The 14155-nt window shown below is 40.8% G+C and carries 8 protein-coding genes and 1 pseudogene; 7 read left to right on the top strand and 2 right to left on the bottom strand.

Annotated features, from left to right (window positions below):
• Positions 1–48 precede the first annotated feature (48 nt).
• Positions 49–1573: pseudogene (locus tag ABD769_RS11650) on the top strand (MFS transporter).
• Between the two features lie 10 nt (positions 1574–1583).
• Complete coding sequence (locus tag ABD769_RS11645; protein ID WP_344851585.1) at positions 1584–1835, top strand: DUF6814 family protein; 252 nt, start codon at positions 1584–1586, stop codon at positions 1833–1835.
• 829 nt (positions 1836–2664) lie between these two features.
• Here the strand turns inward: ABD769_RS11645 and ABD769_RS11640 are convergent.
• Together ABD769_RS11640 and ABD769_RS11635 are read right to left on the bottom strand one after the other, a co-directional pair.
• Positions 2665–3849, bottom strand: coding sequence for a class I SAM-dependent rRNA methyltransferase (locus ABD769_RS11640; protein ID WP_344851584.1), 1185 nt, complete (start codon positions 3847–3849; stop codon positions 2665–2667).
• 158 nt (positions 3850–4007) lie between these two features.
• A complete protein-coding gene (locus ABD769_RS11635; RefSeq protein ID WP_344851583.1) occupies positions 4008–5024 on the bottom strand; it encodes a LacI family DNA-binding transcriptional regulator in 1017 nt (338 codons plus the stop codon).
• 263 nt (positions 5025–5287) lie between these two features.
• On the opposite strand from ABD769_RS11635, the gene ABD769_RS11630 reads away from it, so the two are divergent.
• From ABD769_RS11630 to ABD769_RS11610, 5 genes are all read left to right on the top strand, one after another.
• The gene (locus ABD769_RS11630) at positions 5288–8518 is read left to right on the top strand and encodes a SusC/RagA family TonB-linked outer membrane protein (RefSeq protein WP_344851582.1); all 3231 of its coding nucleotides are present in this window, start codon (positions 5288–5290) and stop codon (positions 8516–8518) included.
• A 17-nt stretch (positions 8519–8535) separates the two neighbouring features.
• A complete protein-coding gene (locus ABD769_RS11625; protein ID WP_344851581.1) occupies positions 8536–10380 on the top strand; it encodes a RagB/SusD family nutrient uptake outer membrane protein in 1845 nt (614 codons plus the stop codon).
• 19 nt (positions 10381–10399) lie between these two features.
• Positions 10400–12049 carry a fibronectin type III domain-containing protein gene (locus ABD769_RS11620; protein ID WP_344851580.1) on the top strand — a complete coding sequence of 550 codons (1650 nt, stop codon included), beginning with the start codon at positions 10400–10402 and terminating at the stop codon, positions 12047–12049.
• 226 nt (positions 12050–12275) lie between these two features.
• On the top strand, positions 12276–13298 hold the full coding sequence (locus tag ABD769_RS11615; RefSeq protein ID WP_344851579.1) for a pectinesterase family protein: 1023 nt from the start codon (positions 12276–12278) through the stop codon (positions 13296–13298).
• A gap of 5 nt (positions 13299–13303) precedes the next feature.
• Positions 13304–14044: a rhamnogalacturonan acetylesterase gene (locus tag ABD769_RS11610; protein WP_344851578.1), complete on the top strand. Its 741-nt coding sequence runs from the start codon at positions 13304–13306 to the stop codon at positions 14042–14044.
• The last annotated feature ends 111 nt before the right edge of the window (positions 14045–14155 follow it).

The raw sequence follows: 14155 nt of genomic DNA, 5'->3' as shown, positions 1-14155 counted from the left end.
GATTGTTATTCAAATGTTTATCTTGGAGAACCAAATATTCTTTTTCTTATGAGCGAAACGTTACCCAAAAACAACATTTTTAAAGTTATTGGTGCATCATCACTGGGCACACTGATAGAATGGTACGATTTTTACATTTTCGGAAGCCTTGCTGTTATCATTGGCCATCAGCTTTTTCCTGAAGATGCAGGTGCTTCGGCCTTAATTAATACCCTGGCCATATTTGCTGCCGGATTTATTGTTCGCCCTTTTGGTGCATTGGTTTTTGGCAGATTAGGCGATTTAATCGGCCGGAAATATACCTTTTTACTCACACTGATACTGATGGGCGGATCGACATTTTTTATCGGTTTAATTCCTTCTTATAAAAGCATTGGTTATGCAGCGCCTATTCTGGTATTGGTATTGAGATTGATTCAGGGCCTGGCTTTGGGCGGCGAATATGGTGGCGCAGCAACTTATGTAGCCGAACATGCACCGAAAAATAAACGAGGATTTTTTACCAGCTGGATCCAGACTACGGCTACTTTAGGACTTTTTCTTTCGTTGGGAATTATCGTCATTACCAAGAATATTTTGGGTGCCGAAACGTTTGGCGACTGGGGCTGGCGGATTCCTTTTCTGCTATCAATTGTATTGGTGGTGGTTTCGATTTATATCCGCATGAAGATGCATGAATCGCCTATGTTTTCGAAGTTGAAAGCAGAAGGCAATGTTTCTAAAAATCCGCTTAAAGAAAGTTTTAACAATAAGGCAAATTTTAAAATGGTGCTGCTCGCACTTTTTGGGGCTACCATGGGCCAGGGCGTAATCTGGTACACTGGCCAGTTTTATGCACAATCGTTTTTAGAGAATACCTGCAAACTGGACTTTAACGATTCGAGGTATATTTTACTCTGGGGAATTGCTTTTGCCACACCATTTTTTGTGGTTTTTGGTGCCTGGAGTGATAAAGTAGGAAGAAAGTGGATTATGTTGAGCGGAATGTTGCTGGGAATCCTTTTTTACCGCCCTATTTATCAAATATTTTTGGATGATACAGATTATACAAAAATTGAACAGACGGATATTTTGTCATCTACCCCTGCACCAATAACCTCAGTTTTAATTGCAGATTCGCCAGATAGTTTAAGGACAACATCTGTTAAAGTACTCCTCAAAAATGGAGCAGAATTTAATAAAGTTCAGATAGATACTGTTTCTGCAACAAGAGGTATTCTTTTGGGTAAAGAAGTGATTAAAGACAAAGTTTTGGCTACACCAGTTTTCTGGAAATTTGTGGGTTTAATTTTCTTCCAGATTTTATTGGTAACGATGGTTTATGGACCAATTGCGGCGTTTCTGGTAGAGTTGTTCCCAACTAAGATCAGGTACACTTCGATGTCGTTACCCTACCATATCGGTAACGGTGTTTTTTGGTGGACTTGTTCCGTTTATTGCGACCTTAATTGCAAGTTTTTCGGGTTCTACGCCGTTATCAGGTTTGTGGTACCCGATAGGCATTGCGGCACTTAGTTTAATTATCGGAACGATTTATTTATCGAATAAAAGAGACGAAAACATTAACGATTAATACAAAAAGGATGAATACGTTAAAGAAAATTTTAGGTTTGGTTTGGATGGTTTTGGGACCATTGACCATGACTTTTCTGTTTTTACAGGCGATTGATAAAGTAGGTTTAACGCATACTGATATCGAACGTACCAATACGATTTTACAATGGGGAATTATCCTGTTTATTTTTCTGCCAATCAGTTTGGGATTGATGATTTTCGGTTTTTATGCCTGGAAAGGTGAGTATGAGCAACTGCCGGAAAATTCGGAGGGGCTGTAGCGAAGTTTTTTGAACAAGAAAGATGAGTTTTCAGTTGGCGCCATTGCGAGGTGGAACGACGAATCAATCTTTCCTGCTAGCGATCTTTGCCAGAAAGATTGATTCGTCGGCTGAAAAAGCCTTCTCGCAATGACGAATCAATCTACGCCATCAGATTTCTGAACCATGCTAACCAATAAACGAATGACAAATGAACTGATGAATCACAAATGCACAAAGATCCTTCTACTACGCTCAGGAGGACAAATCGAGTTAAATTCCGCGTCAATCTGCGCATCTGTGGCCTGAAAATTATAAGATTATTGGTCTGTGGAGACACAGACCAAGGATTGAAAGACTTTTCGAAAAAAGCATCGTCATCTCGATTGGAGCATAGCGGAATGGAGAGATCTATCTCGAAGCAGATTTCTCGATTTCGTTGCACTCCGCTCGAAATGACGTTATTATAAAGATCCTTCGACTACGCTCAGGATGATAGACTGAATCTGTGTTAATCTGTGAATCCGTGGCTAAAATTATAGAATACTGATCTGTGAGGACACAGACCAGGGTAACGGCAGGAAGAGATCTATCTCGAAGCAGATTTCTCGACTTCGTTGCACTCCGCTCGAAATGACGTTATTATAAGATCCTTCGACTACGCTCAGGATGACAGACTGAGTCCGTGTTAATCTGTGAATCCGGGGCTAAAATTATAGAATACTGATCTGTGAGGACACAGACCAGGGTAAGTGGGTTGTGTAACGTGCTAACTAATAAACGAATGACAAATAAACTGATGAGCCACAAAACACAAAGATCCTTCGACTACGCTCAGGATGACATGTCGCTACAAAATTCTCAGTAACAACCCCTTCAAATACTCTCCCTCCGGGAAAGAAATCCTAACCGGATGATCTTCCGGCTGGCAGAACTGTTTGATGATCTGCACTTCTTTACCGGCATCGAGCGCTGCCCAGGCAATAATTTGTTTAAAGGTTTCGATATCCACGGCTCCAGAGCAGGAGAACGTTGCTAATAAACCACCTTTTTCCAACAATAACATGCCCAGGCGGTTTAAATCTTTATAAGCTCTTGCAGCACGATCTAATGCAGAGCGTGAGGGTGCATATTTAGGTGGATCGAGTACAATTACATCAAATAGTTCTCCTGATTCTTTAAAAGCACGTAATTGTTTGTTTACGTCTGATTGGATGGCTGTTACTTGATTTATATCGAATTTATTTAAAGCTACATTTTGTTTTAAGGTTTCAACCGCTAAACTAGAACTATCAACACTGGTTACAGTAGCGGCTCCATTGGCCAGGCTGTTTAAACTGAAACCACCGCTGTAACTAAAGCAATCCAGCACTTTTTTACCTTTGGTATAGCTTGCCAAAATACTTCTGTTATCACGCTGATCGCAATAAAAACCAGATTTCTGTCCTTCAGCAATATTAATATGATAAATAATCCCGTTTTCTTTTACTTCTAAAAATTCAGGTGGATTTTCGCCCCAAAGCAAACCGTTTTCAACAGGTAAACCTTCGTGGGTACGGGCAGTGGCATCACTTTTATCGAATATTCCTTTCGGTTTTAATTCTGTTCTTAAAATGTCTACGATCTGTTCTTTCACTTTTTCGATTCCGGAACTTAAAATCTGCAGGGAAAGGAAATCTGCATATTGATCAACAATTAAACCCGGCAGGAAATCGGCCTCGCTAAAAACCAGTCTACAGGTATTGGTATTTTCATTTAAAATAAACTGGCGTGAAGCAATGGCCTGTTTTAACCGGTTTTGATACCAGTTATTATCAATGTTTTGTGTTTCATCCCATTCCAACAAACGAACCGCAACCCGCGAATTGCTGTTGAAATAACCATAGGCCAGAAATTCATGATCAAAAGCAAAAACTTTTACCACATCACCATCTTCAGGTCTTCCTTTAACTTTTTCCAGTGCGCCAGAAAATACCCATGGATGTCGTTGCAATGCTGCTTTTTCTTTGCCCTTTTTTAATATGATTTCTACCATGGTGCAAAGGTAATAATTAGTTTGGAGTTGAGAGATGGGAGTTTGGAGTAGAGCGCTTGGCGTTAAGCGTTGAAAGATAAATTTGGCAGTTGAGGGACTGGAGTTGGGAGTAAAGTTAAACGCCTATCGCCATTCGCTAAGCGCTAAACACAAACCGCTTATCGCTTCGCCATCTTTACCAGCTCCGTATCTAAAACTTTGGTTTCGAATTCGGTAATAGGTCTTTTGGCTTCAATCATCGAAATTAATAACTCGGTAGCTACCTGGCCCATTTCAAAAGCGGGCTGCTTAACGGAAGTTAATGACGGATTAAACAATTCGACCAGGTTAGAATTTGTAAAACCTGCAATGGCGATTTTATGGGCCACCTCGGGATTGGTTTTTTTAAGCGCCATAATGCAGCCGGTGGTTAAACGATCGCTCGAAATAAAAATCCCATCGGGATTTAAGGGTAAAAGTTCTTTAACGGCCTGCTCCAGTTCTGCACTGTGCATGCCACCATGCTGGCAATATTTAACCAGTTCGGGTTTAAATTCGATATGGTATTTAACCAGGGCGGCTTTATAACCTTCCAGTCTTTCTTTCGTTATCGAAAGGTTTTCTGAATTGGTTAAGTGTGCAATAGTCCTTTTTCCTGATAAAATGAGGTGTTCGGTTGCATCAAAAGAGCCTTTAAAATTATTGGCGATTACCTTATGGGTTTCAAAATCTTTGGGTACACGGTCAAAAAAAACAATAGGTAAACCTTTGGCATACAGGCTGCGTAAATAATCGATATCCTGCGTTTCAGATGAGAGTGCAATCAACAAACCGTCTATAGAGCGCGAGGCGAGGTGCTCAACATTCAGTTTTTCCTGTTTGTAAGATTCATGACTCTGAGAGATGATTACGTGGTAATCACGATCATAAGCAATTGATTCAATGCCGTTTATTACCTGCGAAAAAAAATTGTTGGCAATTTCGCTCACAATAATACCAATAGAATAACTACGGCGTTCTTTTAAGCTCCGGGCAATGGGATTGGCGCGATAATTAACCTTTTCGGCATAGGCCAAAACCAGTTTTTTCGTCTCCTCACTAATTTCGTAACGGTCTCTTAAAGCCCTTGAAACTGTTGAAGTTGACAGTCCTAATGCTTTAGCAATATCCTTTATGGTAGATGTTTCAAATCTCATTTTCGTAGTGCGTACAAGTTACAAAAAATATCTCTTTAAGGGGATGGGATCAGTAAGATTAATAAACGTTATAACAACGTTTTTGGGAACGTTTGCACACTTTTTTAGTTAAAAATGGTTTCAAACGGTTTTTAGTTTGTAAAATTGTTACATCAACGTAACCAAATATAAACAAACAATAACATCCCGAAATAGAATTTAATTCTACATGCAAGCGATTGCAGCATCTTAAAAATAACCAAATCACTTCAAATAAATAATTTATGAGCAGAGTTCTACTCTTTTTAGCATTTTTCGCTTTTTTTGGATTATCTGTAGCCTCGGCACAAACCAGGCAGGTTACCGGAACGGTAAAGGATAAAACTGACGGACAGGTACTTGTTGGGGTTAGTGTAAACGTTAAAGACTCGAAATCAGGCGCCAGTACCGATGCAAACGGGGTTTACAAAATCAGTGTGCCCGCCAAAGGTGCTGTGGTAACGTTTACCTACGTAGGTTACAAAACCAAAAATGTAACCATCACCGATCAGACTAAACTTGATATCAGCCTGGAAGAAGATGCCAATACTTTACAAGAGGTTACGGTAAATATCGGTTATGGCTCGGTACGTAAAGAAGCTTTAACGGGCTCAGTTTCTTCCGTTACGGGGAAAGATATCGATCAGTTTCCGGTGAGTACTGCTGCACAGGCACTTGCGGGTAAACTTGCAGGAGTATCGGTTACTACAACTGAGGGAAGTCCGGGTGCAGATATTGTAATTAAAGTACGTGGCGGAAGCTCGCTTACGGGCGATAATTCTCCTTTATACATTGTAGATGGTATTCAGGTTGAAAATGCTTTATCTATTTTATCGCCAAATGAAATCCAATCTATCGATGTGCTGAAAGATGTGGCCTCCACTTCAATTTATGGTAGCCGCGGGGCCAATGGGGTGGTAATCATCACTACAAAAAGCGGTAAAAAAGGAAGACCGGTTGTTTCGTTTGATGCTTATGCGGGTGCGCGACAGATTGTAAATGAGCTGGATGTGATGAATCCTTATGATTTTATCAAATACCAGTATGAACTGTATAATAACAACACCAACCAGGATGTTAAAGATACTTTTACCAAGAAATACGGCACTTTTGAAGATCTTGACATTTACAAAAATATTCCAAATATCGATTGGCAGGATAAAGTTTTCGGTCGCCAGGCATGGAGCAATACCGAAGTGTTAAATCTATCGGGCGGCACTTCTAAAACTACTTACAATGTTTCGGTAAACAATACCAAAGAAGACGGGATTATGCTTAATTCAGGCTACAGGAGAACATTTGCTTCGATGCGTTTAGACCATAAATTTTCAGACAAATTCAGGGTTGGTTTAAACGCACGTTACAGCCGTCAGCGCGTTGATGGTGTGGGCACAAGCTCTACTGGCTCGCAGGGCACCAATCGTTTAAGAAACTCGGTGCGTTATCAGCCCTATTCAGGCGGAAGTGATTCCGGCGATCTGTTCGATGCCGATTATTTGACCACCGGATTAACGAACCCGATCACTTTAGCAAACCAGGAACTGAAATACGATTACCGCAATGATTTAATTTCAAGCGGTTATGTACAATATTCAATCCTTAAAAACTTAACGATAAAAAGTACCGTTGGTTACAACAGAACCAGCAGGCACACCAATACCTTTAACGGCCCGGTGAGTAATGTGGCCAGGAACAATGCGGGTTTGCCGGCCATCCAACTGGATACGGTAGCTCAAAAATCGTTTATCAACACCAATACCATCAATTATAAACCAAACCTGGGTAAAGACCACAGTTTAGATTTATTGGTAGGACAGGAAATCAATATGGTAGATATCGATTCGAGAACAACGGTGCTCAAATTTTTACCGGTCAACATTTCTGCTGAAGATGCTTTTGTAAGCAGTGCCCCGGCAAATACGATCCAGGACAGGCCAACTTCATTAATTTCGGGAACCAGGCAGTTTTCGATTTTCGGAAGGGCATCATATGGTTTTCAAAATAAATACCTGGCTACGGTCAATTTCAGAACAGATGCTTCATCATTATTCGCCGCGGGCAAACAATGGGGCTATTTTCCATCCGCACAGGTTGCCTGGAGGGTTACGGAGGAGAAATTTATTAAAGACATGCAGTTAACCTGGCTTGATAACTTTAAAGTGAGGTTTAGTTATGGTGCTGCCGGAAATAACCGGATTGGTCAGGATTTATTCAGAACCTTGTTTTACCTGAGCTCTACCACTGGTGGTTATGCAGCAACGGATGGCGCAATATCAACCGGACTGATTTCGGGTACAGCCACCGGAAATATTTTATCTAACCCGAATATTACCTGGGAAACCAATATTTCAAAAAACTTGGGTATCGATATCGACCTGTTCAAAAATAAGTTATCGCTTAATTTAGATTATTACGACAACCGAACCAAAAACCTGTTGTTAAATGCAAATGTGCCACAAACTACAGGTTACTCTACCCAACAGCAAAATGTTGGTAAAACTCAAAATACAGGTTTCGAGCTGCAGTTAAATTATCAGGCGGTAAAAACCAGAAACTTTAGTTATAACACCAGTTTTAACATCTCCTTTAATAAAAATAAAATTGTCGAACTGCAGAACGGCGTAAGTTCTTACATCACGCAATCGGGCTGGGTAAACAGTTTGGGCGATTTTAAAGTTGAAGTAGGAAAACCTGTCGGCCAGTTTTACGGTTTCGTTTCTGACGGGCGTTATACCGTTGATGATTTTACCTATGTACAAAATGCCACCACCGGAGTTTATACCTACACGCTTAAACCAAATGTGGCAAACAGCAGGGTATTATTGGGCAACCGCGATCCGCAGCCGGGCGATATGAAAGTACAGAAACTTTCTTCTTCATCGAGCATGATGATCGGCGATGACGACAGAACGGTTTTAGGTACAGCACAGCCAAAATTTACCGGCGGTTTCAACAACCAGTTTGCCTATAAAAATTTCGACCTGACGGTATTTGTAAACTTCAGTTATGGCAGTAAGGTTTATAATGCCAATAAACTCGAATTTACTTCGCAATACAATGTAAAAGACAATAATTTACTGGCAGTGATGAACGACAGGTGGCAGAATTTTGATGCCAATGGGGTGAAAGTAACCGATCCGGCTGTGTTGACAGCGATGAATGCAAATACCACCCTGTGGACACCAACCACCGGAAATTATGCCTTAACTTCTTATGCCATCGAAAACGGATCTTTTTTAAGGATCAGCAATGTAACCCTGGGTTATAGTTTGCCACAAAGTTTGATCAAAAAAACAGGTTTCATCTCTAAACTAAGGGTATATGGAACAGTGAACAACCTTTATACCATTACAGGTTACACGGGTTATGATCCTGAAGCAAATACCCGCCGGTCGAACCCGCTTACGCCAGGTATAGATTATGCGGCTTATCCGCGCAGCAGGTACATTCTAGCTGGTATTAACATGGTATTTTAACCTCAACATTAAAGAAAATGAACAATAAATTTATTAAATCGGCTTTAATGGTAATTGCTGTTGGAGCATTGAGTATCACCACTTCCTGTAAAAAATATTTAGATGTACAATCGCCGTCAACTTCTTCGCCTGATGTAGTTTTCGAAAGTACCGATAATACCAATGCTGCAGTTATTGCCATTTATAACCGCCTTTGCGGCGATAATGGCTACGGAAGCCGTATTTCTACCTTATTTGGCTTAACTGCTGATGATTTTAAAACTTCGGGGAGTTATAGCTCGTCAGATCGCAGGGGGATTAGTATGTACGGGGCAAGCTCTGACAATACCGACCTGATTAACCCATTTCTGCAATTGTATTCAGGCGTGGAGCGTGCAAATATCTGTATCAAATACATTCCGGCTTCAAAATTATATGCCAATGGATCTGACGCCGAGAAAACCATCATGAAACGTTATTATGGTGAAGCACTTACTTTAAGGGCACAATTTTTATATGAGCTGATCCGCAACTGGGGAGATGTTCCGGCATCTTTTGTGCCATCGGCTGATGCAGAAACATTGTACGGCCCGAATGTAGACCGTAATAAAACCTACGACCAGATTATTGCCGATTTAAAAATGGCTGAAGACCTGGTTCCGTGGAGAAGCGGAATTACCGAATACGGCAGTTTCCGTTATACTAAAGGAGCAATTAAAGGTTTAAGGGCGAGGATTGCCCTGGCCAGGGGCGGTTACTCGTTAAGATCAGGAAGCCATACCATGGAGCGCAGTGCTGATTATTTAACCTATTATAAAATTGCCTTTGATGAGTGCCTGGATATTATGAACCACCGTTCGGAACATAATTTAAACCCGGTTTACGAAAATGTATTTAAAAGCCTGCACACCACCACGCGCTATGATGATGCCCATGAACTGATGTTCGAAGTGGCTGCATTTGGTGGCAATGCTTCTACTGATAGTAAATTGGGTTATTACAACGGTATCCGTTTTAACTCAGCTTCTACTTTTGGCTCGGGCGGCGGCGGTATGAATGCCATTCCAACTTATTTTTATGAATTTGATGCAAGTAAAGATTGCCGCAGGGATGTAACCATTGGTGTTTTCGAAATTGTGGCCTCATCTAAAAAAATCGTTAATACGCTGTTTAACATGACGGATGGAAAGTTCCGTAAATCGTGGACGGCTTTTAACAATTCATCTGCTTCGCAAACTTTTGGGGTAAACTGGCCGATGTTACGTTTCTCAGATATCCTGCTGATGTACGCTGAAGCCGATAACGAAATTAATGGTGCGCCATCTGCTACAGCAGTTAGTGCCCTGCAAGAGGTTCAGAAACGTGCTTATGCCGGTTTCGAAGCCCAGATTCCTGTAACGCCGATGGATAAAACCGGATTTTTTAATGCGCTTGTTAAAGAGCGTTTATTGGAATTTGGTGGCGAAGGCATCCGTAAATATGATTTGATCCGCTGGAATTTACTGGCGAGCAAGTTTGACGAAACACGTACTAAAATACGTGCTTTAATTGCCGGAACGGGTGATTATGTTAACGTGCCAAATTATATCTACGCTAAAGAAAGTAATTATTTATTGGGCACCAGCGTAAATGAAGTAACCACGCTCGATCTTTATGGCGGTGTGCCAAACAATGTATTTGCTTCTCCGGGTTTAAACAGCTCAACAGCACCAACAGGTTATACGGTTAAAAACTGGAGAAAAGCCGTAACCGAAGATAATTCGATCACCAGCACTTCTACCGGCCTTGCATTTTACTTCGAAGCCAACAAAAAAGAGCTTTTCCCATATCCAAAAACTACATTGATCGAAAACCCAGGCATGGTTCAAAATTTTGGTTATTAACGCATTTATATTATCAATCATGAAAAGAATTATAAATCAATTCGGGCTTAAACTGATCATTTTATCGTTAATGGTTGCGGTAGTTTCTTCTTGTAAAAAAGAGGATGATGCACCCACAGATCCGGCCAGGATTTTTAAGCCCAGCGATATAAAAATTACGTCGGGAGAAACTTCGGCTAAACTAACCTGGACTACGCCTTTAATGTCGACAGGAAAAACCTTTAAATACAGTATCGATTTTTCTACCGATTCGTTGTTTGCAACAGTGAATTACAGCACTACTGCCGATACCGCTGGCGTAACGGTAACGGAAGATAATTTGGCCGTTAGAACAAAATATTACGCCAGGGTTAAAGCCAACGCAACCGAAAGTCAGCCTGAATCGAAGTATGTAAGAAGCAGTGCATTTCAGTTAACAGGTATCCAGCTGTTTTTACTGATCAGGGATAACGAAATTAAAGAAAACAGCATTACTTTGCGTTACACGCCAACTGTTGGTTTAACTTCTATTGTATTAACCCCTGCAACAGGCGCTGCTACTACCACAACTTTGAGTGCAGGTGATGCATCTGCAGGCTTAAAAGCCATTACAGGATTAACGGCAGGAACAAAATATACCGCCGAACTTTTTGCAGGTACCAAGAGTAAGGGTATTACCACATTTACCACTCTTGCGCCAACCACTTACACCGTAAAATTAAATCCGGGCGATGACCTTGCGGCGGCTATTACTTCAGCAGCCAATGGCGCAATTATTGGTTTAAATCCGGGCATTTACAACATAACCGCATTGTCCACTTTTATTACCCAGAAAACCATTACCATTAAATCAACTTCAGGCAACCCAACAGATACGAAGGTTAACTTTAAAGAGATTGATTTAGAAGGAACGGGCGCAGGAGTAACACTATCGGGTCTTGAGTTTGATGGAACTTCGGCCGCCGCCCTTTATTTTATCAATTTTATTGGTACACAGGCATCAAATGGCGCCGCAGCAACCTTTACCAACGTGGTGGTGGATAATTGCATTGCTCATGGTGCTACAACCGCATTTTTACGAGGCGACAGGGGAACAGCAGCCCGCGATTTTAAAATAACCGGTATTACGGTGAATAATTCAATTGTGTACGATATGGGCGCAAATGGTTCTTCGGCTTATTATACCTTCCATGTAAACAAAATGCAGTTTAATACCCTAACCGTTTCGAAATCTACTTTTTATAACGCTGGTCCGGGTTTAGTTACCGCAAGTACCACCTATACTGGTGATGTTATCCCAACCGTTTCGATTACCAATTCAACTTTTAACGGCTTTGGTGGCAATGCGAAATACGCCTTATTGGATGCCAATACTAACCCGATCAACTTTACGATCCAGAACAGTATTTTGGCCAATACCCCAAAATCAGGCACTGTAAATGCTGCCGCCATTAGGGGTACAGGAACGGGAAGCGCTTTAAGAATTTCGAACAGCAACTATTTTAATTTGTTCAGTGCATTAACCGGTGGAACAGCCTTAACCTTTGGAACGGCAACTTTAGCCAGCAACCAAAGCATTAACATGGGCTGGACCGCCACTACAACTGATTTTACTTTGCCTGCATCCTCGCCTTTAAGAAGCGCAGGAAGCACCGGAGGGCCAATTGGCGACCCCAGGTGGGCATATTAATTTATTTTATGAAGGGCAGGTTTTAATCTGCCCTTTTTTAATGAAATTTAACTACTAATTAAAAATATCGTCATTGCGAGGAACGAAGCAATCCTAAGCAAACGCTGGTAGCGATCGTGGTAAGATTGCTTCGTCGGCTGAAAAAGCCTTCTCGTAATGACGATTCTCCTCGGACTATCAAATTGCGAAGAATATACTGTCATTGATTTTTACAAACTTAGCCATAATGAGAAGAATACCTTATTTTAAACTGATTACGCTACTCTTTTTAAATACCTTATCCTTTATTCACGCCAACGCACAGGATCCTAAATATCCATCAACAATAACCGTTTCAAAAGATGGTGATGCAAACTATAAAACCATTCAGGAAGCAGTAAATTCGGTAAGAGATTTAGGAGAAAAAGAAGTTAAGATTTACGTTAAAAAAGGAATTTATAAGGAAAAGTTGATTATTCCCTCCTGGAAAATCAGGATTTCAATTACAGGAGAAGATGCAGAAAATACCATCATTACTTTTGATGATTATTCGGGCAAACCAAATCCGGCTGGTAAAGATGTTTATGGCAATGCTAAATTCAGCACTTATACCTCTTTTACCGTGTTGGTTCAGGGCATTGACATCCACCTCGAGAATTTAACCATTATTAATTCAGCCGGCCGTGTCGGACAGGCGGTTGCCTTACATGTAGAAGGTGATCGTTTTGTAGCCAAAAACTGTAGATTTCTGGGCAATCAGGATACCCTTTATGCTGCTGTTGAAAATAGCCGTCAATATTATCAAAACTGTTATGTCGAAGGTACAACCGATTTCATTTTCGGCAAGGCCACAGTCGTTTTCCAGGATTGTACGGTCAAAAATTTAAGCGACTCTTATGTTACAGCAGCCTCAACTTCTGCACAGCAAAAATTCGGATTTGTTTTTCTAAATTGTAAGCTCGTTGCGGATCCATCGGTAACGAAAGCTTTTTTAGGCCGGCCGTGGCGACCGTATGCGAAAACAGTATTTATTAACTGTGATTTAGGCAAACATATTGTAGCAGAAGGCTGGAACCCCTGGAAAGGTGATAAAATGTTTCCTGATAAAGAACAAACTGTTTTTTACGCGGAATATAATAATACAGGCGCAGGTGCATCGCCAAAAACAAGGTTACCCTGGACGAAACAGCTCACAGATAAAGAAGCAAAAAATTATACTTTAAAAAATATACTGGGTGGACCAGACCAATGGAACCCAATCACAAATTAGTTAAAATGAAAACGAATTTCTTTAAGATTTTTGCGGCAGGAACATTAGCCGTTTTATTCTCTTTTACTTTTGTTCAAAAGAAAACAAAATTGTACATCATCGGCGATTCTACCGCAGCCAATAAACAAGAAAAAGCTTATCCGGAAACGGGTTGGGGCATGGCATTGCAATCGTATTTTAAACCTGATGTTACCGTTGATAACAGGGCTTTAAATGGAAGAAGCACCAAATCATTCAGAGCCGAAAAACGCTGGGATCCAATTTTAGCGCAATTAAACCCTGGCGATTATGTTTTTATCGAATTTGGGCATAATGATGAGAAAGTAGACAAACCAACAGTTGGGGTTTCACTTGCTGATTTTAAAATTAATCTGGTGAACTATGTAAAAGAAACCCGAAGCAAAAAAGCTTTCCCGGTTTTATTGACGCCAATCTCCCGCAGAAGTTTCAAAAATGGGGTTTTAATCGATTCGCATGGCGATTATCCGAGAATTACCCGTCAGGTGGCCGATTCGTTAAATGTGCCCTTAATTGATATGCTGGCAAAAACAGAAAGTTTATTAACCCGTTTGGGAGATGAACCTTCGATAAAATTATTCAATTACGTCGATTCAGGAAATGTAAATTACCCAAATGGCAAAAAAGATGATACGCATTTAAGTCCGGAGGGTGCTAAACAGGTAGCGGGTTTGGTAGTGAAAGGAATTAAGGAATTGAAATTGAGTTTAGCAAAGAGTTTAAAATAAAAAAAATCGTCATCGCGAGAAGGCTTTTCAGCCGACGAAGCAATCTTCTTAGAACTGATGATTAATTCATCGTTTAAGATTGCTTTGTCGTTCCTCCTCGCAATGACGATC

This window comes from Pedobacter jeongneungensis (assembly GCF_039538295.1).
Taxonomy (GTDB): Bacteria; Bacteroidota; Bacteroidia; order Sphingobacteriales; family Sphingobacteriaceae; genus Pedobacter; species Pedobacter jeongneungensis.
This window is presented reverse-complemented; position numbering and strand designations above follow the sequence as displayed.

Bases quoted from the DNA above. Each gene is read 5' to 3' on its own strand.
- ABD769_RS11615 (WP_344851579.1), top strand. From the start codon at position 12,276: ATGAGAAGAATACCTTATTTTAAACTGATTACGCTACTCTTTTTAAAT.
- ABD769_RS11640 (WP_344851584.1), bottom strand. From the start codon at position 3,849: ATGGTAGAAATCATATTAAAAAAGGGCAAAGAAAAAGCAGCATTGCAA.
- ABD769_RS11610 (WP_344851578.1), top strand. From the start codon at position 13,304: ATGAAAACGAATTTCTTTAAGATTTTTGCGGCAGGAACATTAGCCGTT.
- ABD769_RS11620 (WP_344851580.1), top strand. From the start codon at position 10,400: ATGAAAAGAATTATAAATCAATTCGGGCTTAAACTGATCATTTTATCG.
- ABD769_RS11645 (WP_344851585.1), top strand. From the start codon at position 1,584: ATGAATACGTTAAAGAAAATTTTAGGTTTGGTTTGGATGGTTTTGGGA.
- ABD769_RS11630 (WP_344851582.1), top strand. From the start codon at position 5,288: ATGAGCAGAGTTCTACTCTTTTTAGCATTTTTCGCTTTTTTTGGATTA.
- ABD769_RS11635 (WP_344851583.1), bottom strand. From the start codon at position 5,024: ATGAGATTTGAAACATCTACCATAAAGGATATTGCTAAAGCATTAGGA.
- ABD769_RS11625 (WP_344851581.1), top strand. From the start codon at position 8,536: ATGAACAATAAATTTATTAAATCGGCTTTAATGGTAATTGCTGTTGGA.